At 69.9% G+C, this 20,689-nt stretch carries 17 protein-coding genes; 12 read left to right on the top strand and 5 right to left on the bottom strand.

The features are described 5' to 3' along the window. The first annotated feature begins 127 nt into the window (after positions 1 to 127). The 7 genes from V1460_RS26705 to V1460_RS26675 all read left to right on the top strand — a co-directional run bounded on the left by V1460_RS26705 (position 128) and on the right by V1460_RS26675 (position 6,241). Entirely contained in the window at positions 128 to 1,000 is an 873-nt protein-coding gene (locus tag V1460_RS26705; protein ID WP_338676163.1) for an FtsQ-type POTRA domain-containing protein, read from the top strand. Positions 1,001 to 1,276: 276 nt separating this feature from the next. Next, the gene (ftsZ, locus tag V1460_RS26700) at positions 1,277 to 2,482 is read left to right on the top strand and encodes a cell division protein FtsZ (protein ID WP_338676162.1); all 1,206 of its coding nucleotides are present in this window, start codon (positions 1,277 to 1,279) and stop codon (positions 2,480 to 2,482) included. A gap of 28 nt (positions 2,483 to 2,510) precedes the next feature. Next, entirely contained in the window at positions 2,511 to 3,263 is a 753-nt protein-coding gene (gene pgeF, locus V1460_RS26695; RefSeq protein WP_338678214.1) for a peptidoglycan editing factor PgeF, read from the top strand. Beyond that, positions 3,260 to 3,976, top strand: a complete 717-nt coding sequence (locus tag V1460_RS26690; protein ID WP_338676161.1) for a YggS family pyridoxal phosphate-dependent enzyme — start codon at positions 3,260 to 3,262, stop codon at positions 3,974 to 3,976. The genes pgeF and V1460_RS26690 overlap by 4 nt, the downstream gene beginning before the upstream one ends. Before the next feature lie 134 nt (positions 3,977 to 4,110). Then, complete coding sequence (locus V1460_RS26685; protein WP_338676160.1) at positions 4,111 to 4,731, top strand: cell division protein SepF; 621 nt, start codon at positions 4,111 to 4,113, stop codon at positions 4,729 to 4,731. Positions 4,732 to 4,797: 66 nt separating this feature from the next. Further along, positions 4,798 to 5,094, top strand: coding sequence for a YggT family protein (locus V1460_RS26680; protein WP_338676159.1), 297 nt, complete (start codon positions 4,798 to 4,800; stop codon positions 5,092 to 5,094). A gap of 49 nt (positions 5,095 to 5,143) precedes the next feature. Beyond that, positions 5,144 to 6,241, top strand: coding sequence for a DivIVA domain-containing protein (locus V1460_RS26675; protein WP_338676158.1), 1,098 nt, complete (start codon positions 5,144 to 5,146; stop codon positions 6,239 to 6,241). A gap of 278 nt (positions 6,242 to 6,519) precedes the next feature. Here V1460_RS26675 and ileS read toward each other — a convergent pair whose 3' ends face one another. After that, complete coding sequence (ileS, locus tag V1460_RS26670; RefSeq protein WP_338676157.1) at positions 6,520 to 9,660, bottom strand: isoleucine--tRNA ligase; 3,141 nt, start codon at positions 9,658 to 9,660, stop codon at positions 6,520 to 6,522. A gap of 619 nt (positions 9,661 to 10,279) precedes the next feature. Here ileS and V1460_RS26665 point away from each other — a divergent pair. The 4 genes from V1460_RS26665 (at position 10,280) to V1460_RS26650 (ending at position 14,713) form a co-directional block, all read left to right on the top strand. Continuing rightward, positions 10,280 to 11,332, top strand: a complete 1,053-nt coding sequence (locus V1460_RS26665; protein WP_338676156.1) for a TraR/DksA family transcriptional regulator — start codon at positions 10,280 to 10,282, stop codon at positions 11,330 to 11,332. An 88-nt stretch (positions 11,333 to 11,420) separates the two neighbouring features. Beyond that, on the top strand, positions 11,421 to 12,032 hold the full coding sequence (lspA, locus tag V1460_RS26660; RefSeq protein WP_338676155.1) for a signal peptidase II: 612 nt from the start codon (positions 11,421 to 11,423) through the stop codon (positions 12,030 to 12,032). A gap of 17 nt (positions 12,033 to 12,049) precedes the next feature. Next, the gene (locus tag V1460_RS26655) at positions 12,050 to 12,991 is read left to right on the top strand and encodes an RluA family pseudouridine synthase (RefSeq protein WP_338676154.1); all 942 of its coding nucleotides are present in this window, start codon (positions 12,050 to 12,052) and stop codon (positions 12,989 to 12,991) included. A 123-nt stretch (positions 12,992 to 13,114) separates the two neighbouring features. Further along, positions 13,115 to 14,713: a Na+/H+ antiporter gene (locus tag V1460_RS26650; protein WP_338676153.1), complete on the top strand. Its 1,599-nt coding sequence runs from the start codon at positions 13,115 to 13,117 to the stop codon at positions 14,711 to 14,713. 17 nt (positions 14,714 to 14,730) lie between these two features. Here V1460_RS26650 and V1460_RS26645 read toward each other — a convergent pair whose 3' ends face one another. Continuing rightward, on the bottom strand, positions 14,731 to 15,825 hold the full coding sequence (locus tag V1460_RS26645) for a mechanosensitive ion channel domain-containing protein (protein ID WP_338676152.1): 1,095 nt from the start codon (positions 15,823 to 15,825) through the stop codon (positions 14,731 to 14,733). 23 nt (positions 15,826 to 15,848) lie between these two features. Here V1460_RS26645 and V1460_RS26640 point away from each other — a divergent pair, with 23 nt between their 5' ends. Beyond that, positions 15,849 to 16,430: a dienelactone hydrolase family protein gene (locus V1460_RS26640; RefSeq protein ID WP_338676151.1), complete on the top strand. Its 582-nt coding sequence runs from the start codon at positions 15,849 to 15,851 to the stop codon at positions 16,428 to 16,430. Here V1460_RS26640 and V1460_RS26635 read toward each other — a convergent pair. From V1460_RS26635 to V1460_RS26625, 3 genes are all read right to left on the bottom strand, one after another. Then, positions 16,421 to 18,049, bottom strand: coding sequence for a serine/threonine-protein kinase (locus V1460_RS26635; RefSeq protein ID WP_338676150.1), 1,629 nt, complete (start codon positions 18,047 to 18,049; stop codon positions 16,421 to 16,423). The two genes, V1460_RS26640 and V1460_RS26635, sit on opposite strands and share 10 nt — an antisense overlap. 41 nt (positions 18,050 to 18,090) lie before the next feature. Beyond that, on the bottom strand, positions 18,091 to 19,749 hold the full coding sequence (locus V1460_RS26630; protein ID WP_338676149.1) for an alkaline phosphatase D family protein: 1,659 nt from the start codon (positions 19,747 to 19,749) through the stop codon (positions 18,091 to 18,093). Positions 19,750 to 19,835: 86 nt separating this feature from the next. Further along, positions 19,836 to 20,648, bottom strand: coding sequence for a thioredoxin domain-containing protein (locus V1460_RS26625; protein ID WP_338676148.1), 813 nt, complete (start codon positions 20,646 to 20,648; stop codon positions 19,836 to 19,838). Positions 20,649 to 20,689 lie beyond the last annotated feature (41 nt).

Genomic DNA, 20,689 nt, shown 5'->3' with positions numbered 1-20,689 from the left:
GTACTCGGATGAACCCGACAACGCCGCGAGTGCGCGTGCCGGGGCGCGATCCAGGTGGGATCCGTCAGACACAGCCCAGGCCGCGGCGGGCAGGGCGCGGCAGCACGACGAAAGGCAGGGAACGGAGATGGCCGGACCGACGACCGCCGAACGCGGTGCGGGCAAGCAGAACGGCCAGTCTCCGTCCGGTCGGTCCGGTCGGTCCGGTCGGTCCGGTCGGTCCGGTCGGTCCGGTCGCCAGGGCCGGTCGGGTTCGTCGGGTTCGTCAAAGGGGGCTCCCGGTCGCAGTCGGTCCCGGGTGTTCCGGCTGCGGATGATGCTGTCCGTGTCGGCGCTGGTCGTCCTCTCGGGCGCGGGGGTCTGGCTGCTGTACGGCTCCTCCTGGCTGCGCACCGATGAGGTCCGGGTCTCCGGCGCGGCGGTGCTCACCCCGCGCGAGGTCGAGCGAGCCGCGGCCGTTCCGATCGGATCGCCACTGGTCTCGGTCGATCTGGAGGCCATCGAGGCGCGGTTGCGCCGGGAACTGCCGCGGATCGACTCGGTCCAGGCGGTCCGCTCCTGGCCGCACGGGATCGAATTGACCGTGGTGGAGCGAAAGCCTGTGCTTCTTGTCGAAGAGGGCGGGAAGTTTGTCGAGTTGGACTCACAGGGAGTGCGGTTCTCGACCGTCGACACCGCCCCCGAAGGTCTGCCCCTGCTGGAGCTGACTGCCGTCCAGCCCTCCAGCCTGCGTCGCTTCGGGGAACGGCGACTGGTGCGGGAGGCGGTCCTGGCCACTTCCGCGCTTCCGCGGGCCACCGCAAAGGCGCTGCGTTCTGTGGAAATCAGTTCGTATGACTCCATCACCCTGAAGTTGACGCGGGGCAGAACGGTGCTGTGGGGCAGCGGTGACGACGGCGAGGCCAAGGCGCGGGCGCTTACCGCACTGCTGAAAGCGCAGCCGGATGCCCGGCGCTTCGATGTCAGTGCCCCGACGGCCCCTGCGGCTGCGGGGAGTTGACGTGCAAACGCCCAGGTCAGCACCCTGGTTGGTCAGCGCAACGGCTGATCACATAGGGTGAAAAGAAAAACGGGAGGTTCGGCGTGTTCGTTGAACGCGTGCCGCTTGTCGACTTAGTGTCTCGTTCGAGAGAGTCCAGTAGGACGGACACTGGTAACCCTAAACTTCAACGTTAGGGTTTGGGTCGGCACTTCGAACCGTCCCATCGGCATCGTCGTCACGGCGCGGAACCCCCGCGAAGCGGCGACACGTATCTCGAGGCGAGAGGCCTTCGACGTGGCAGCACCGCAGAACTACCTCGCAGTCATCAAGGTCATCGGTGTCGGCGGCGGTGGTGTGAATGCCATCAACCGGATGATCGAGGTCGGCCTCAAGGGCGTCGAGTTCATCGCGATCAACACCGACGCACAGGCGCTGCTGATGAGCGACGCCGACGTCAAGCTCGATGTCGGCCGCGAGCTCACCCGCGGCCTCGGCGCCGGAGCCAACCCGGCCGTCGGCCGCAAGGCGGCAGAGGACCACCGAGAGGAGATCGAGGAGGTCCTCAAGGGGGCCGACATGGTCTTCGTCACCGCCGGCGAAGGCGGCGGCACCGGTACCGGCGGCGCGCCCGTCGTGGCCAACATCGCCCGCTCGCTGGGCGCCCTGACCATCGGCGTGGTCACTCGGCCGTTCACCTTCGAGGGCCGGCGCCGAGCCAACCAGGCAGAGGACGGCATCGCCGAGCTCCGCGAAGAGGTCGACACCCTCATCGTGATCCCGAACGACCGCCTGCTGTCCATCTCGGACCGCCAGGTCAGCGTGCTCGACGCGTTCAAGTCGGCCGACCAGGTCCTGCTCTCTGGCGTCCAGGGCATCACCGACCTGATCACCACACCGGGTCTGATCAACCTGGACTTCGCCGACGTCAAGTCGGTCATGTCCGAGGCCGGATCGGCCCTCATGGGCATCGGTTCCGCCCGTGGCGACGACCGCGCGGTGGCCGCGGCCGAGATGGCGATCTCCTCGCCGCTGCTGGAGGCGTCCATCGACGGCGCCCGCGGTGTGCTGCTCTCCATCTCCGGTGGCTCGGACCTGGGTCTCTTCGAGATCAACGAGGCGGCCCAGCTGGTCAGCGAGGCCGCCCACCCCGAAGCCAACATCATCTTCGGCGCCGTCATCGATGACGCCCTCGGTGACGAGGTGCGGGTCACCGTCATCGCGGCCGGCTTCGACGGCGGCCAGCCCCCGGCCCGCCGGGACAACGTGATCGGCTCGACCGCAGTCAAGCGCGAGGAGCCCGCGCCCCCGGCCCGCCCGGAGCCCCGCTCCATCGGCGGCCTCGGCGCGGTGCCCCCGCGGGAGGAGCAGGCGGCCCCCGCCGAGCCGGCTCCGGTCGCGGGCGACAGCTCGCTCTCCGGCGGTTCCGTACCGCAGGTCCCCCCGGCGCGTCCGTACGACAGCCAGGCCGAAGAGCTGGATGTCCCGGATTTCCTGAAGTGAACTCGCGGTGATACGAGGGCAGGACAGCGTGGGCGGCGCCCACTTCGCCTTCACCGACAGGTGGGGCGGAGTGAGCGCCGCTCCGTACGGGGAGCTCAATCTCGGCGGCGCGGTCGGCGATGACCCCGTCGCCGTTCGCACGAACCGCGAGCTGGCCGCCCATGCGCTCGGTCTCGAACCGGAGCACGTGGTCTGGATGAACCAGGTACACGGCCGTGATGTCGCCGTGGTCGACGGCCCCTGGGTGACGGCGGGCGCCGCGTCCGCCGGGGACGTCCCTGCGGTGGACGCGGTGGTGACCGCACGGCGCGGGCTCGCACTGGCGGTGCTCACAGCCGACTGCACACCGGTTCTGCTCGCCGACCCCGTCGCCGGAGTGGTCGGCGCGGCACACGCGGGGCGTCCCGGGATGGTCGCGGGGGTCGTGCCCGCCGCGGTCGCGGCCATGATCGAGCTCGGGGCCGCCCCGGACCGGATCGTGGCCCGCACCGGACCGGCCGTCTGCGGGCGGTGCTACGAGGTGCCCGAGACGATGCGCGCCGAGGTCGCGGCAGTGGTTCCCGAGGCGTGGTCGCGGACAAGCTGGGGCACTCCCGCCGTGGATGTCACGGCCGGGGTGCACGCCCAGCTCGCGGCTCTCGGCGTACGGGACCGCCGGGCGTCGCCGATCTGCACACGGGAGTCGGGCGATCACTACTCGTATCGCCGCGACCGCACCACCGGCCGGCTCGCCGGCTATGTCTGGCTGGCGGCCGAAGGCGGCGGAAGAGAAGAGCGATGAGCGACCGCAGGACCGAACTCGCCGAGAACCTGGCGCGGGTGGAGGAGCGCATCGCCGCTGCCTGTGCCGCGGCCGGGCGTAAGCGGGAAGAGGTGACCCTCATCGTGGTCACCAAGACCTACCCGGCGAGCGACGTGCGACTGCTGCACGAGCTCGGGGTGCGGCACGTCGCCGAGAACAAGGACCAGGACGCGGCGCCGAAGGCAGCCGAGTGTTCCGATCTCGACCTCACCTGGCATTTCGTGGGGCAGCTCCAGACCAACAAGGTCCGATCGGTGGCGACTTATGCCGATGTTGTGCAGTCGGTCGACCGCTTGAAGCTCGTTCGGGCACTGTCCGCCGCGGCGGTGCGCGAGGGGCGCGAACTGGGCTGCCTGATCCAGGTCGCCCTCGATGCCGAGTCCGGTTCGGCCGGCCGCGGTGGTGTTCCGCCCGGCGGGATCGAGGAGTTGGCGGCGGCGGTCGACGACTCGCCCGGGCTCAGGCTCGACGGGCTGATGACCGTCGCGCCTCTGGAGGGCCCCTATGCCGGGCGTCAACAGGCCGCCTTCGAGCGGCTTATGGAATTGGCATCGGGCGTGCGCGCGACTCATCCTGCTGCGAACATGGTGTCAGCAGGGATGAGTGCGGACCTCGAAGAGGCCGTGGCGGCCGGAGCGACACATGTGCGCGTCGGTACGGCGGTACTCGGAGTCCGACCTCGGCTCGGGTAACGTCGCGATGCAAGTCGGACCACAGTAGAAAATATGGTCATTTCCGTCGAATAGCGGACAGGCCGTGTGGATCGCAGGCACTTGGTGATGTAGCCGAACGAAGCCGATCCACCACAGAGCGGAGGACTCAGAGAATGGCCGGCGCGATGCGCAAGATGGCGGTCTACCTCGGCCTCGTGGAGGACGATGGGTACGACGGCCGGGGTTTCGATCCCGACGACGACTTCGAACCCGAGATGGAGCCGGAGCCCGAGCGGGACCGGCGCCGGCACCAGCCCCCGCACCAGATGGAACGGGACGAGCCGGTGCGTGCGGTGCAGCCGCCCGCGCCCCGTGAGCCGGTGGCCCATTCGGCGCCGCCTGCAGAATCCGGACGTCCGGCACGAATCGCCCCCGTGGCATCCATCACACCTGAACGTCCGAATCTGGAGAAGAACGCCCCCGTGATCATGCCCAAGGTTGTGTCCGAGCGGGAGCCCTACCGCATCACGACGCTGCACCCGCGGACCTACAACGAGGCCCGTACCATCGGGGAACACTTCCGCGAGGGCACGCCTGTGATCATGAACCTCACGGAGATGGACGACACCGACGCAAAGCGACTTGTCGACTTTGCCGCGGGACTCGTCTTCGGTCTCCATGGCAGCATTGAGCGAGTGACGCAGAAGGTGTTCCTGCTGTCGCCTGCTAACGTCGATGTCACGGCGGAGGACAAGGCCCGCATCGCAGAGGGCGGGTTCTTCAATCAGAGCTGAACACCGGGAACGAACGACCCGGCCGCGAGGCCGGACACGAGAGCCAGAGGAGAGGTACGCGCGGTAATGGGCGTCGCAGTGCAGGTTGTCTACATCGCGCTGGTGTGCTTCCTCGTCGTGCTCTTCTTCCGGCTGGTCATGGACTACGTCTTCCAGTTCGCCCGATCATGGCAACCCGGGAAGGCGATGGTGGTCGTTCTCGAGGCCACCTACACTGTCACCGATCCACCGCTCAAGCTTCTGCGGCGGTTCATCCCGCCGCTGCGTTTGGGGGGCGTGGCACTCGATCTGTCCTTCTTCGTTCTGATGATCATCGTCTATATCTTGATCTCCATCGTCCGCGGGGTGGGGAGCGGGATGTGAGCGATACGGTCTTGCCGACTGCCGACGACTACGTAGAGGTGAAGAAGAGATGCCGTTGACCCCCGAGGACGTGCGGAACAAGCAGTTCACGACCGTCCGCCTCCGAGAAGGCTATGACGAGGACGAGGTCGATGCCTTTCTTGACGAGGTCGAAGCCGAGCTGACCCGTCTGCTCCGCGAGAACGAGGACCTGCGCGCCAAGCTGGCGGCGGCGACCCGTGCCGCGGCGCAGAACCAGCAGCAGGGCATGCGCAAACCCCCGGAGCCGCAGGACGGCCGAGGTCCCGGGGCTCCCGTGCCCGCTGCCATATCGGGACCGCCGGTCCAGCAGCAGCCCCCGCAGATGGGTCCCCCCCAGCTGCCCGGTGGTGCTCCCCAGCTGCCGGCCGGTCCGATGCAGGGCGGTCCCCAGGGCCCCAACCCGATGGGTCCCGGTCCGATGCAGGGTGGCCCGATGGGCGGCCCCATGCAGGGCGGCCCCATGCAGGGTGGCCCGATGGGTGGCCCCATGGGCGGTCCGATGGGTGGTCCCGGTCAGGGCCCGGGCGGCGACAGCGCCGCGCGGGTGCTCTCGCTGGCCCAGCAGACGGCCGACCAGGCCATCGCCGAGGCTCGCTCCGAGGCCAACAAGATCGTCGGTGAGGCGCGTTCGCGCGCCGAGGGCCTGGAGCGCGACGCCCGCGCCAAAGCCGACGCGCTGGAGCGGGACGCACAGGAGAAGCACCGCGTCGCGATGGGCTCCCTCGAGTCCGCCCGCGCCACGCTTGAGCGCAAGGTCGAGGACCTGCGCGGCTTCGAGCGCGAGTACCGCACCCGGCTGAAGTCTTACCTGGAGAGCCAGCTGCGCCAGCTGGAGACCCAGGCAGATGACTCCCTGGCTCCGCCGCGTACCCCCGCGACCGCCTCGCTGCCCCCGTCCCCGGCGCCCTCCATGGCCCCCGCCGGAGCCGGTGCCCCGTCCTACGGCGGCCAGCAGACGATGGGCGGCCACGGACCTTCGCCGGCGGCCCCGTCCTACGGCGGCCAGCAGCAGATGTCCCCGGCGATGACCCAGCCGATGGCACCGGTGCGGCCCCAGGGCCCGCAGCCGATGCAGCAGGCGCCCTCGCCGATGCGGGGCTTCCTCATCGACGAGGACGACAACTGACGGGCTGCCGCGCGAAGCGCGCGTAGCCGTCGGCAGGCATGTCAGGGCCGGGCCCGGGACCTAGTGTCCCGGGCCCGGCCCTTTTGCTTTGCGTTGCCGTGGCGATGTGTCCGCGCGCCCGCCTCGTGGTGCGGCGATGGCCTGAGTGCAGCAGCCCCCGGGGCCCGGACTCTCAAGGCCCCGGGGGCTGCCGCACTCAGGCGGAGTGCACCGCGATCCGCACCCCGGGCGACGGGAAGCTCCGTGCCCCGGAGCTTCCCGTCGCCCGAGTGAGGGTGCTACGCCTTGCGGAGGCGGAAGGTCAGGGACAGGCCCTCGTCCGTGAACGGGGAACCGTACGTGCTGTCAGCGTCGCCCGAGGCGAAGTCCGTCGCGAGGACCTCATCCGCGATCAGGCCCGCGTGGTCCGTGAGGGCCCGGGTGACCTCGCGGTCCGCCGATGACCAGCGCAGCGCGATCCGGTCCGCCACGTCCAGACCGCTGTTCTTGCGTGCCTCCTGGATCAGGCGGATCGCGTCCCGCGCGAGACCGGCGAGCCGCAGCTCAGGAGTGATCTCCAGGTCGAGCGCGACCGTCGCGCCCTGCTCGGATGCCACTGACCAGCCTTCCCGCGGGGTCTCCGTGATGATGACCTCGTCGGGGCTGAGGCTGACGGTCTCCCCGCCCACCTCCAGCGTCGCCTCGCCGCCGCGCAGCGCCAGGGACAGCCCTGCGGCGTCCGCCGCCGCGATGGCCTTCGCCACGTCCTGGACGCCCTTGCCGAAGCGCTTGCCCAGAGCCCGGAAGTTCGCCTTGGCCGTGGTGTCGACCAGAGACCCGCCGACCTCGGACAGGGACGCCAGCGAGGAGACGTTCAGCTCCTCGGTGATCTGTGCGTGCAGTTCCGGCGACAACGCGTCGAAGCCCGCCGCCGCGACCAGGGCCCGAGAGAGCGGCTGCCGGGTCTTGACCCCGGACTCGGCGCGGGTCGCACGGCCCAACTCCACCAGCCTGCGCACCAGCAGCATCTGCTGGGACAGCACCGGGTCGATCACGGCCGGGTCGGCCTCGGGCCAGGCGGCCAGGTGTACCGACTCGGGAGCGTCCGGAGCCACCGGGACCACCAGGTCCTGCCAGACCCGCTCGGTGATGAACGGGGTGAGTGGTGCCATCAGCCGTGTCACTGTCTCGATCACGTCGTGGAGCGTGCGCAGCGCCGCGGCGTCACCCTGCCAGAAGCGGCGGCGCGACCGCCGTACGTACCAGTTCGACAGGTCGTCCACGAAGGCGGAGATCAGCTTGCCGGCGCGCTGGGTGTCGTACGCGTCGAGGGACAGCGTGACCTGCTCCACCAGCGCGTGCAGCTCGGACAGCAGCCAGCGGTCCAGCACCGTGCGCTCGGCCGGTGCCGGGTCGGCCGCCGAGGGGGCCCAGCCGGATGTGCGGGCGTACAGGGCCTGGAACGCGACCGTGTTCCAGTAGGTGAGGAGGGTCTTGCGGACCACCTCCTGGATGGTGCCGTGGCCCACCCGCCGTGCCGCCCAGGGTGAGCCGCCGGCCGCCATGAACCAGCGCACCGCGTCCGCGCCGTGCTGGTCCATCAAAGGGATCGGCTTGAGGATGTTGCCCAGGTGCTTGGACATCTTGCGGCCGTCCTCGGCGAGGATGTGGCCCAGGCAGACCACGTTCTCGTACGAGGACTTGTCGAAGACCAGCGTGCCGACGGCCATCAGCGTGTAGAACCAGCCGCGGGTCTGGTCGATCGCCTCCGAGATGAACTGCGCCGGGTAGCGCTTCTCGAAGATCTCCTTGTTCTGGTACGGGTAGCCCCACTGTGCGAACGGCATCGAGCCCGAGTCGTACCAGGCGTCGATGACCTCGGGCACCCGCGTGGTCTGCTCGGAGCACTCCGGGCAGGGGAAGCTGACGTCGTCGATGAACGGCCGGTGCGGGTCGAGCGAGGACTGGTCGGTGCCGGTCAGCTCGGTCAGCTCGGCGCGCGAGCCCACGCAGGTGAGGTGGCCCTCCTCGCAGCGCCAGATCGGCAGCGGGGTGCCCCAGTAGCGGTTGCGGGAGAGCGCCCAGTCGATGTTGTTGTCGAGCCAGTCGCCGAAGCGGCCGTACTTGACCGAATCGGGGAACCAGTTGGTGTTCTCGTTCTCGGCGAGCAGTCGGTCCTTGACCGCGGTCGTGCGGATGTACCAGGACGGCTGCGCGTAGTAGAGCAGCGCCGTGTGGCAGCGCCAGCAATGCGGGTAGCTGTGCTCGTACGGGACGTGCCGGAACAGCAGTCCGCGCTCGTCCAGGTCCTTGGTCAGTGCCTCGTCGGCCTTCTTGAAGAAGACCCCGCCGACCAGTGGCACCTCTTCCTCGAAGGTGCCGTCGGGGCGCACCGGGTTGACCACCGGCAGCCCGTAGGCGCGGCAGACCTTGAGGTCGTCCTCACCGAAGGCCGGGGACTGGTGGACCAGACCGGTGCCGTCCTCGGTGGTGACGTACTCGGCGTTGACCACGTAGTGGGCCGGCGCGGGGAACTCCACCAGGGCGAAGGGGCGCTGGTAGGTCCAGTGCTCGAGCTCGGCACCGGTGAAGCTCTGGCCTGTGGCCTCCCACCCTTCGCCGAGTGCCTTCTCCAGGAGGGGCTGGGCGACGATCAGCTTCTCCTGGCCGTTGGTCGCCACGACGTAGGTGACCTCGGGGTGCGCGGCCACCGCGGTGTTCGAGACCAGCGTCCAGGGGGTGGTGGTCCACACCAGCAGCGCCGCCTCGCCGGCGAGCGGTCCTGAGGTCAGCGGGAAGCGCACGAACACCGAGGGGTCGACGACCGTCTCGTAGCCCTGCGCGAGCTCGTGGTCCGAGAGACCGGTGCCGCAGCGGGGGCACCAGGGGGCGACCCGGTGGTCCTGGACCAGCAGGCCCTTCTTGAAGATCTCCTTCAGCGACCACCAGACGGACTCGATGTACGCCGGGTCCATCGTCCGGTACGCGCCGTCGAGATCGGTCCAGTACCCCATGCGGGTCGTCAGCTCTGCGAACGCGTCCGTGTGGCGGGTGACCGACTCACGGCACCTGGCGTTGAACTCGGCGATGCCGTAGTCCTCGATGTCCTGCTTCCCGCTGAAGCCGAGCTCCTTCTCCACGGCGAGCTCGACGGGCAGCCCGTGGCAGTCCCAGCCGGCCTTGCGGGCCACGTGGTAGCCCCGCATGGTGCGGAAGCGGGGGAAGACGTCCTTGAAGACGCGGGCCTCGATGTGATGGGCACCGGGCATGCCGTTGGCGGTCGGCGGTCCCTCGTAGAACACCCATTCGGGTCGACCCTCGGACTGCTCAAGGCTCTTCGCGAAGATCTTGTTGTCCTGCCAGAAGTCGAGCACGGCGTGCTCGAGCGCGGGCAGGTCGACCTGGGCGGGTACCTGGCGGTACTGCGGCGGGGGCGTCATGTAGGGGCTCCTCCAACGGACTGTGCCTGTTCCGTCGGAGGGACGAGAGCCGATGAGCTGCTCCCGCGGTACCACCCTCCTTGGCCCCGGGCGTGGTCGCCCCAGGCCCCCTCATTGAGGCCGCGAAGCCGGTTCTACTCGCCGGGTCGCCATCCGGTGACCGTGGGCTTTCTTCCGGCGGCTCCGGGGTGATGTTTCACCTCGCGCTCGCCCCCGGGCTCGCACCGTCCCCGGGTCGCTCATGGCTGCGTACGACGCTACTGGTCCCCATCCACGCCTTTCGCTTCGCCCAGTGTACGGGCCGGGCCCGTGCGGGGCCGACCGGTTTTCGCCGCGGCTCGCGGGGATCCGGTGCGGGCCGCGCGCGTGGTGGCTCTCAGGTGATCCTTCGTGCTCAGACGTGACCCGAATGGCCATACGTTCCCGCACCGACTCGACTACCGGTCATCAGGGCGGATTACCGGGCGGGGAGCTGGGCACAACGGATGCAGGCTCGCGTCGGAGCAGGCGCGGTGCGGGCCCTGTGGGCGGCGTGCCCCGTTGCCGCGGCGCTGGGGGCGATTTATCGTCCCAGCACCGATTCGCGCGCAAGATCACAATATGTGAAGGGGCCGCGGCCATGGTGGCGAAGAAGACCGCCCTGAAGAGGACGGCGTCCACGAGGTCCACCGCCGCGGCACCCGCGGCGGCGGTGGGAGCGAACGGCGGCAAGAGCGCCGTCGCGCACACGCGACAGGCTGCCGGCCGGACGTCGAAGACCGGCGGGGCCGGTGCGTACGCGCACGAGGCGACGGAGGTGATGGCCGTGGCACCGGCGAAGAAGGCCGCAGCGACGGCCGGGGGCGCGAAGCCCGCGGCCGCCGCGAAGAAAAAGGCCCCGGCCGGGACCGCGGCCAAGGGCCCGTCCAAGAGCACGTCCAAGAGCAGGTCCGAGAGTGCCGCCAAGGCCGCGGCCGTGGAGGCGACGGCGAAGAAGCCCCCGGGCCGCAAGACGGCGGCGCGGCACTCATCGGAGCCCACCCCGGTGGCGACCTCCGAAGCGCCGGCGAAGACGAAGAAGACGAAGAAGACGGCGAAGACGAAGAAGACGGCGACCGCCGGGAAGACAGTGGGCGCCGGTGCCGGAAAGGCCGCCAAGGCGGCCAAGGAGGCGGTGAAGGCCGCCAAGGAGACGGGAGCCAGGACGGTGGGAGCGAAGAAGACCGCGGCCGGAGCCGCAGCCGGTGGGGACAGCACGGCCACGGCACTCGCACCCGAGCGGGCCGCGGCAGCGCCCGGAGAGCTTGCGGTGCGCCCCGGTGAGGACCCGTGGACACCCGAGGAGGTCGCGGACGCGCGCGCCGAGCTGGAGGACGAGCTGGCCAGGCTGCGGGCCGAGATCAGCCACTCCGAGGAGGCGCTGACCGGTCTGATGCGTGACTCGGGTGACGGCGCGGGTGACGATCAGGCCGACACCGGCACCAAGAACATCACCCGCGAGCACGAGATCGCCCTGGCCAACAACGCCCGCGAGATGGTCGAGCAGTCCGAGCGAGCCCTGCGTCGCCTCGACACCGGCACCTACGGCCTCTGCGAGATCTGCGGGAAGCCCATCGGCAAGGCGAGAATGCAGGCCTTCCCGAGAGCCACCCTGTGCGTCGAGGACAAGCAGAAGCAGGAGCGCCGGGGCTGAGTCTCTCGCGTAAGCCCGCTCCGCGGAGCTGTGCCGTACCCTCGTGACCAGTCAGGTATCACCCAGGTACCCAGGTCGAGGGACTCACGTGGCAGAGGCGGAGCGCGTCATCGGTACGCCAGACAACAATGACGAGGCTGACGACGCGGCTGCGCCCGCTGAGGCACGTCCCGATGAGCGCTCATCGGATGAAGGCGCCGAGGAACGTCCCAGGGGCGGGCGCCGCGTGGTCGCGTTGTTCACCGTCGCCATCGTGGCGTATCTGATCGACCTCGGTACCAAGCTGCTCGTGGTGGCCCGGCTCGAGCACCAGCCGCCGATCCCGGTCATCGGTGACCTGCTGACGTTCACGGCGGTGCGCAACCCCGGAGCGGCCTTCGGCTTCGGTGGCGCTTTCACGATCATCTTCACGATCATCGCCGCCATCGTGGTCGTGGTGATCGCCCGGCTCGCGCGCAAGCTCTACAGCCTGCCCTGGGCCATCGCGCTGGGGCTACTGCTCGGCGGTGCGCTGGGCAACCTCACCGACCGGATCTTCCGCGCGCCAGGCTTCCTCCAGGGGGCCGTGGTCGACTTCATCGCCCCCGCGCACTTCGCAGTGTTCAACCTCGCCGACTCGGCGATCGTGTGCGGCGGCTTCCTCATCGTGATCCTCTCCTTCCGGGGGCTGGACCCCGACGGGACCGTGCACAAGAACTGACAAGGCATACTCGACGGGTGAGCACGCTTCCCGAAACCCGCACCCTGCCCGTTCCCGACGGCCTCGAAGGCGAGCGCGTCGACGCCGCCATCTCCCGTATGTTCGGGTTCTCCCGCACCAAGGCCGCCGAGTTGGCCGCCGCCGGGAAGGTGCTGGTCGACGGGATCGCCGTGGGCAAGTCCGAGCGCGTCAGCGGGGGCGCGTGGCTCGAGGTCGAGATGCCGCAGGCGCCCGCGCCGGTGCAGATCGTCGCCGAGCCGGTCGATGGCATGGAGATCGTCCACGACGACGACGACATCGTGGTGATCGTCAAGCCGGTCGGGGTGGCCGCGCACCCGAGCCCCGGTTGGACCGGGACCACGGTGATCGGTGGGCTCGCCGCCGCCGGCTACCGCATCTCCACATCGGGCGCCGCGGAGCGCCAGGGCATCGTGCACCGGCTGGACGTCGGCACCTCGGGCCTGATGGTGGTCGCCAAGTCGGAGCGCGCGTACACGCTGCTGAAGCAGCAGTTCCGCGACCGCACGGTGGACAAGCGCTACCACGCCCTGGTGCAGGGCCACCCCGACCCGCTGAGCGGCACCATCGACGCGCCGATCGGACGGCACCCGCAGCACGACTACAAGTGGGCCGTGACCGCCGACGGCAAGCCGTCCGTCACGCACTACGACCTGATGGAGGCCTTCCGGGCCGCCTCGCTGCTCGACATCAAGCTGGAGACGGGCCGTACGCACCAGATCCGGGTGCACATGTCGGCGCACCGGCACCCCTGTGTGGGCGATCTCACCTACGGGGCCGACCCGACGATGGCACGGCGGCTGGGCCTGACCCGGCAGTGGCTGCACGCGGTGCGGCTCGGGTTCGAGCACCCTGCGGACGGGCAGTGGGTCGAGTTCGGCAGCGACTACCCGGACGACCTCCAGTCGGCGCTGGACCGTATCGCGGCGGAGAGCGCCTGACGCCGACCGCCGCCGGCTGAGCCGGCAGTGCCGCCCCCGGGTGGGGTGACGGCTGTTTCACGGTGATCGCGTGGCAGGCTTACCGGGCCGACCTCAACGCACCGTCCTCCGGGAGGTACGCCCGTGGACCAATTGGCCCTGCTGTTCGTTCTGTTGCTGGGCGCCGTCGTCACCGTGCCGCTGGGGGAGCGGCTCGGGCTGCCCGCTCCCGTGCTGATGACGCTCTTCGGTGTGGTGTTCGCGCTGCTGCCGTTCGTGCCGAACATCGCCCTGCCGCCCGAGTACATCCTGCCGCTGCTGCTCCCGCCGCTGCTGTACGCCGCCGTCCAACGCACGTCCTGGCGCCAGTTCACCGCGAACATCCGCCCCATCCTGCTGCTGGCCGTCGCCTTGGTGTTCGTCACCACCGCGGCGGTCGCGGCGGTCGCGAACGCCGTCGTCCCCGGGCTGCCGCTGGCGGCCGCGGTCGTGCTGGGAGCGCTGGTCGCACCGCCCGACCCGATCGCGGCCACCGCCGTCGCGGGATCGCTCGGGCTGCCCAGGCGGTTGGTCTCGATCCTGGAGGGCGAGGGGCTCTTCAACGACGTCACCGCGATCGTGCTCTACCACGTGGCGATCGCCGCCGCGGTCAGCGGCACCTTCTCCTGGCCCGGGGCGGCCGGGGAGCTGGTGCTGTCCGCGGTGGTCGCGGTCGCGGTCGGGCTGGCACTCGGCTGGCTGTCGAACCGGCTGATGGGGCTCCTCGGCGACGCCACCCTCCAGATCGGACTGACCCTGCTGGTGCCGTTCGTGAGCTACGCGCTGGCCGAGGAACTCCTCGGATCCGGTGTGCTCGCCGTCCTGGTCACCGCTCTCTACCTCGCCGAGAACGCCGTCGACGCGGACGACGTGATGGGACGCCTGGCAGGGGACACCTTCTGGCAGATCGTGGACACCCTGGTGACCGGCCTGGCGTTCGGGCTGATCGGGCTTGAGCTCTCCCACGTCGTCGGGGCTGCGACGGCCGGGCACGAGGCCGGGATGGCCACGCTGGCCGTGTGGGCGGGTGTGGTCGTCGCCGTCGTCATCGGCGTACGGCTGCTGTACCTGCTCCCTGCCACCGCACTCGCCAAGCGGCTGCACCGCATCCGCGACTACGACGAGGAGATCCCGGTCAGTTGGCGCGAGACCGTCATCATGTGGTGGGCGGGCATGCGGGGAGTGGCGTCGGTGGCGCTGGCCCTGGCGATCCCGCTGCGTACCGCGGACGGTGAGCCGTTCCCGTACCGCGACGAGATCATCTTCATCGCCTTCGCGGTGATCATGACCACTCTGATCGTGCAGGCGCTTACCCTCCCCTGGCTGGTGAAACGCCTGGGTGTGCGGGCCGACACGGAAGCCGAGCGGGCCCTGGAACGCGAGCTGGCGCGCCGGGCCGCACGGGCGGCCAAGCACAGGCTCAAGGAGATCGAAGAGGTCGAGGACCTGCCGGAGGACATCGCCGAGCGGCTGCAGCGGGCCGCGTACGACGTCGGCACCCGGATCAGCCCGGACATCGTCGACGAGGAACGCCGCGACTGGTACACCAAGCGTGCGCACCGGCTGCGCACCGTGTCCCGGATCACCCGCGAGATGCTGTCCGCCGCACGCCATGAGGTGTTGGCCGCCCGCAGCGAGCCGGGTACCGACCCCGAGGTGGTGGACCGGGTGCTGCGGCATCTCGACGTACGCAGCCTGCGCTGAGCTGCCCCTGAGCCGGATCAGCCCCGTCCGCCCTGCCGAGGAGCGCCTTCCTCCGCGTGCGTTCCGGGTGCTTCCACGGCCATCGCCGTCGTGATGCGGGGCAGCGCGTGCGGATGGCGTTCGCACAGCCAGCCGATCAACTGCTCGCGCACCGCGCAGCGCACCGTCCAGAGGTCGTCGGCGTCCTTGGCGGTGACCACGGCCCGCACCACCATCGAGTTGGGCGTGCTGTCCGTGACCGCGAGCGACCATTCGCGGCCGTCCCACGCCTTGCACTCGTGCAGGATCTCCTGGAGCTTCTCGCGCATTGCGCCCATCGGAGCCGAGTGGTCGAGATGCAGGAAGACGGTGCCGGTCATCTGCGCCCCGCCGCGTGACCAGTTCTCGAACGGCTTGCTGGTGAAGTACGAGACCGGCATCGTGATCCGCCGCTCGTCCCAGGTGCGTACCGCGAGGAATGTGAGGGTGACCTCCTCCACCGTTCCCCACTCGCCGTCCACCACGACCGTGTCGCCGATCCGCACCATGTCGCCGAAGGCGATCTGGAAGCCTGCGAAGAGGTTGCCGAGCGTGGACTGCGCGGCGACACCGGCGACGATGCCCAGCACACCGGCGGACGCGAGCAGTGAGGCGCCGAGCTTGTCCATTCCCGGGAAGGTCAGCAGCATCGAGGCGACGGCCACCACGCAGATGACGGCGGTGACGATCCGCTGGACGAGCGCCACCTGGGTGCGCACCCGGCGCACCCGGGCCGGATCCCGGGTGCTGGTGTTGGCCGCGTAACGGGAGTAGGAGGACTCGACTACGGCGGCGGCGATCCGCATCACCAGCCAGGCGGAAGCGGCGATCAGCACCAGAGTCAGCACATGGCCGATCAACTGTTCGTTCCGCTCCACGACCGGGATGTGCGTCTCACCGTAGGTGCCCCTCAGGAGCGCGGTGAGCAGCACCACCTGGAGCGGTGCCCGGCAACGGCGCAGCAGGCCCCACAGCGGGGTCTCGGTGTGGTGGGCGTCGGCTCGGCGCAGTAGCAGGTCCGCGAACCAGACCAGCAGCAGCGTCAGTCCCACCGAACCGGCCAGGACGATCATCGGTCGCAGCACGTTCTCCATGACTTCGAACGTAACCTGACCGCATGCACATCATGCTTTTCCATTCTGTGTACGGTCCGCGTCCGGCCGTGCACTCGGCTGCCGAGCGGCTGCGCGCCGCCGGGCACCAGGTGTGGACACCCGACCTGTTCGGCGGGTCCGTCTTCGAGTCCGTCGAGGAGGCCAGGGAGTTCCGTGACGAGGTCGGTATGGACGAACTCCTGAAGCGGGCGGTCCTGGCGGCCGCCCCTCACTCGGAGCGCGGGCTGGTGTATGCGGGCTTCTCGTTCGGCGCCGCCGTGGCGCAGAACCTGGCGCTCGCCGACGAGAAGGCGCGGGGTTTGCTCCTTTTGCACGGAACGTCGGACATCGCGGATGACGTGCATGTCGATGAGCTGCCCGTGCAACTGCACGTAGCCGACCCCGACCCGTTCGAGCCGCATGACTGGCTGACGGCCTGGTATCTCGGCATGGGCAGGGCGGGGGCCGATGTCGAGGTGCACCGTCATCCCGGTGCGGGGCATCTGTACACCGACCCCGAACTCCCGGACTTCGACGGGGAAGCGGCCGAGCGGACCTGGCGGGTGGCGCTGGAGTTCCTCGACTCGCTGGCGACTCAGGAATAAGGGCGGTAGCACTGGCCCGTGGGATTGCTCGCCGGGGGCCTGCACTGGAATCCGAAGTCGTCCGCACTGGTGCTGAGATAGCGGCCGATACAGGAGTTCGCCGTGGTCCTGCCGCGTTCGGCGCAGAACATTAGCGCGGACGCTCCGCTGGTGAACGGGCCCGGCGCGTAGACCACCCAGAACCCGGGTCGCAGCGATGCGTAGTCGTCGCTGCGCAGTACCTCCGCCTCCGGGACATCGGCGCGCACGGCGGCCAGACGTTGGTCGCGGGCCGCCGTACCCGAGCTGACGGGCTCCGAGACAAGTTGGGCGATCCAGCGCCCGGTCTGCGGCGGCGGGCTCTGTGCCGGGGCGGGCGTGCTTGCGGCGGGCAGGCCGACCGAGGGCGTGGGCGTGGCGGCCGGAGCGGACAGCGAAGAGGCCGAGGGAGAGGCGGATGGCACGGATGACGCCGCCGGTGAGGAGACCGGCGCCACCTGTGCCGTCGCGGACGAGTGCGTACCGGTCGGGCCCTTGGCGTCGTCATCGGCGCCCCGATCCTGGCCGTGCAGGGTCAGGGCGAGCGCGGTGGCGGCCGTGATCGCGACGGCCACCGCGACCGCGGCGACCACCACGGCCGTGCGGCGGCGCTCCGGCTCCGGCGCGGCCGATGGGACAGTGGGGCGCGGGCTGTCCAGTTGAGTGGGAACGGGAGGTGCGGGGGACAAGGCCGGGGGCGGGGCCACCGGACCCGGGAGCAGCGGCCCGGTCAGCGTCGGCTGGGACCAGTTCGGTGCTGCGCCGGCCTCCACCCGGGCCAGCATCGCGTCCAGTTCCCCGGCGTTCGGTCGCGCAGCCGGATCCCGTACCAGCAGGGCCTCCAGTACGGGGGCCAGCGGGCCGGAGCGCGCCGGGGGCGGTACGGGGTCGTCGAGAACCGCCGCAAGGGTCGCCAGGGTGGAGTCCCGGCGCAGCGGGCTGATTCCCTCCACGCACACGTACAACACCAGTCCAAGTGACCACAGGTCGGACGCGGGGTTGTCCCGGTCATGGCCGCGGACCCGTTCCGGGGCGATGTACTCGGGCGAGCCGACCAGCTCGCCCGTCATGGTCAGCGAGGTCGCCCCCTCCAGTGCCGCGATACCGAAGTCGGTGAGCACGGCGACCGGCGACTCCGCGCCTTCCGTGCCCGATCCGGGGGAAACACCGTTCCGCAGCAGCACGTTGGCCGGTTTGACGTCACGGTGCTGGATGCCGGCCGCGTGCGCGGCGCTCAGTCCTGAGAGCACCTGGCGGCCGACGCGGGCGGCCTCCCGCGGGTCCAGCGGCCCTTGTGCGAGACGTTGTTGCAGCGAGCTGCCCGACACCAGCTCCATCACGATCCACGGATGCGGCTCCGCATCAACGATGTGATGGATGGTCACCACGTGCGGGTGGCTGATCCGGGCGAGGGCACGGGCCTCGCGCAGCACCCTCTCCCGCACGTCCGCGGACGCCCCCGCCTCGGATCTGACTGCCTTCAGAGCCACTTCGCGGTGGAGCACGGTGTCGCGAGCCCGCCACACCGTGCCCATTCCTCCGCTGCCGAGCGGCTCGATCAGCTCGAACCGCGCGTCGATCACATCCCCCGGCGCGTTCATGGCGCCAGATTAGAGGAACCAGGGGAGCGGAATCGTCCGGTTCACCGGACGGGTTGGTTCACTTTCTCGACCTTCTGGGTCCCGTTCAGGGTCCGATACGAGCGGGTCCAGGACGCCGTCGCGTCCTGCTTGGTCCGGTCGGAGAGCGTGTAGTAGTCCATCTGCGAGCGTTCGGCGGTCACATCGAGCACGCCGTAGCCGTGGTGGTCCATGTCCACCCACTTCACATGGCGGTTGGCGGCCTTGATCGCGGTCTGCGCGATCAAGGAGACCGTGCCCGGGGCGACATGCAGCATGTCGTCCAGGTTGTCCGAGGTCACCGATGTCACCACGAACTCGGTGGCGGCCGACTGCGACAGCGGATACGTCGCCGCCTTCACCGGGACGTCGTTGGCCCAGGCCATGTGGATGTCGCCGGTGAGGAATACGGTGTTCTTGACACCGCGGTCCGTCAGGTGCTTCAGCAGCTCCTTGCGGTCGTCCGTGTAGCCGTCCCACTGGTCGACATTGATCGCGAGGCCCTCGGTGGGCAGGCCGAGCAACTCGGCGATCGGCCCCAGCAGATGCGCCGGAAGCGAGCCGAAGGCGACCGGCGAGATCATCACCGAGGTGCCGACCAGTTTCCAGGTGGCGTCGGACGAAGCGAGGCCCGACTTGAGCCAGTCGAGCTGGGCGCGGCCGGTGATGGTGCGCTCGGGGTCGTCGACCTTGCCGCTGCCCACCGAGGCCTGCTGGGAGCGGAAGGACCGCAGGTCCAGCAGATGGAGGTCGGCCAGCTTGCCGAAGCGCAGCCGGCGGTAGACGGTGCCTTCGGTGGCGGTGCGCACCGGCATCCACTCGAAGTACGCCTGCTTGGCCGCCGCGGCACGGGCGGCGTAGTCGCCTTCGGCGCCCGGGGTGTGGTTCTCGGCGCCGCCGGACCAGGCGTCGTTGGCTATCTCGTGGTCGTCCCAGATCGCGATGAGCGGGTGGGCGGCGTGCATCGCCTGGAGGTCGGTGTCGGTCTTGTACTTGCCGTGCCGGGTGCGGTAGTCGGCGAGGCTGAGGATCTCGTGCGCGGGCTCGTGCCGCCGGACGACGTACTTGTCCTCCGGGTAGCCGCCCGTGCCGTACTCGTAGATGTAGTCGCCGAGGTGGAGGACCGCGTCCAGATCGGCGCGGGTGGCGAGGTGGCGGTACGCGGCGAAGTAGCCGGCTTCCCAGTTGGCGCAGGACACCACTCCGAATCGCACCCCGGAGGCGTTCGCGTCCACCGCGGGTGCGGTGCGGGTACGGCCGGTGGCGGAGACCGCGCCGCCGGAGCTGAAGCGGAAGTAGTAGGCGGTGGACGCGCGCAGTCCCCGCACGTCGACCTTGACGGTGTGGTCGCTCGCCGCGGTGGCGGTGGTACGGCCGCCGGCGGCGATGCGGGTGAAGTCCCTGTCCTCGGCGACCTCCCAGCTCACCTCCGTGGCGGGGCCCTTGCCGGAACCCGGCACGGCGTCCGGGGACGGCGTGACGCGGGTCCACAGCAGCACGCCGTCGGAGAGGGGGTCACCCGAGGCGACACCGTGCAGGAACGCGGTGCCCTGTGTGCCGTCGGCGTGAGCGGTGGAGGCGGCAGCGAGCGCGGGGGCGGCGACGGCCGCGGTGGTCACTGCGGTGGCGGCGGCCTTGACGACCGTGCGGCGGCTTGGAGTTGCGGGGAGCAGTCTGGTCACGGCCGATCAGACTACTGATCAGTAAGCCGAACGGGCAGACGAATGAATGAACTTTCGTCTGCCCGTTCGGAAAATCTGGTCTGCTGTCAGCCCTTGAGGGCCTTGGCGATCGCGGTCTGGTACTCCGCGGCGGTCCTCGGCGCGTAGTCGGCACCCTCGGCGGTGATCTTCTTGCCGTCCATCTTCAGGGTCGGGGTGCCCTGGACGCCGCTGGAGTCGAACGCCGCGGACATCTTCAGCGCCCACGCGTCGTAGGTGCCGTCCTCGACCGCCTTCCGGAACTCGGCGTTGCCCTTCAGCGCGGGCACCGAGTCCGCCACCTCGATGAGGTAGTCGTCCTTGGCGAACTTGTCGTCGCGCTCGTCGGGGTGGAACTTCGCGGAGTACAGCGCCGCCTTGTAGTCCAGGAAGGCCTCGGGGCTCACATTGAGCGCCGCGCCCAGCGCGGACAGGGCGTTCTTCGAGCCCTCGCCGTTGTCGGCGTTGTCGATGAAGGTGGCACCGATGTACTTGAGCTTGTACTTCCCGGCGTCCACGTCCTTCTTGATGGTCTCGCCGGACGCCTGCTCGAAGGAGGCGCAGATCGGGCACCGCGAGTCCTCGTACAGCTCCAGGGTCTTCTTGGCGGTCGGCTTGCCGATCACCAGGGCCGTGCCGTTGTCGCCCTCGGTGTTCTTCGGCTGTACGACCTTCGCGCTCTTCGCCGCCTCCCAGGCCGAGGGCTTGTTCAGGTGCATGACGAAGGCGGCGATGCCCCCCGCGGCGGCCAGCACGCCGACGACCGAGGCGGCGACGACCACCTGCCGCCTGATCTTGTCCTTCTTGGCCTGGCGCTCGCGCTCCGCGCGGAGGCGCTCACGGGCGGCTGCCTTGTTGGCCTGGCTGTTACGTGCGCTCATGTGTGGTTTCTCCGTGTAAACGTATGTTCTGCGTGTTCAGG

This window comes from Streptomyces sp. SCSIO 30461, from assembly GCF_037023745.1.
Lineage (GTDB): Bacteria > Actinomycetota > Actinomycetes > Streptomycetales > Streptomycetaceae > Streptomyces.
The sequence above is the reverse complement of the archived record's forward strand: the minus strand, read 5'-3'. Positions and strand labels throughout refer to the sequence as shown.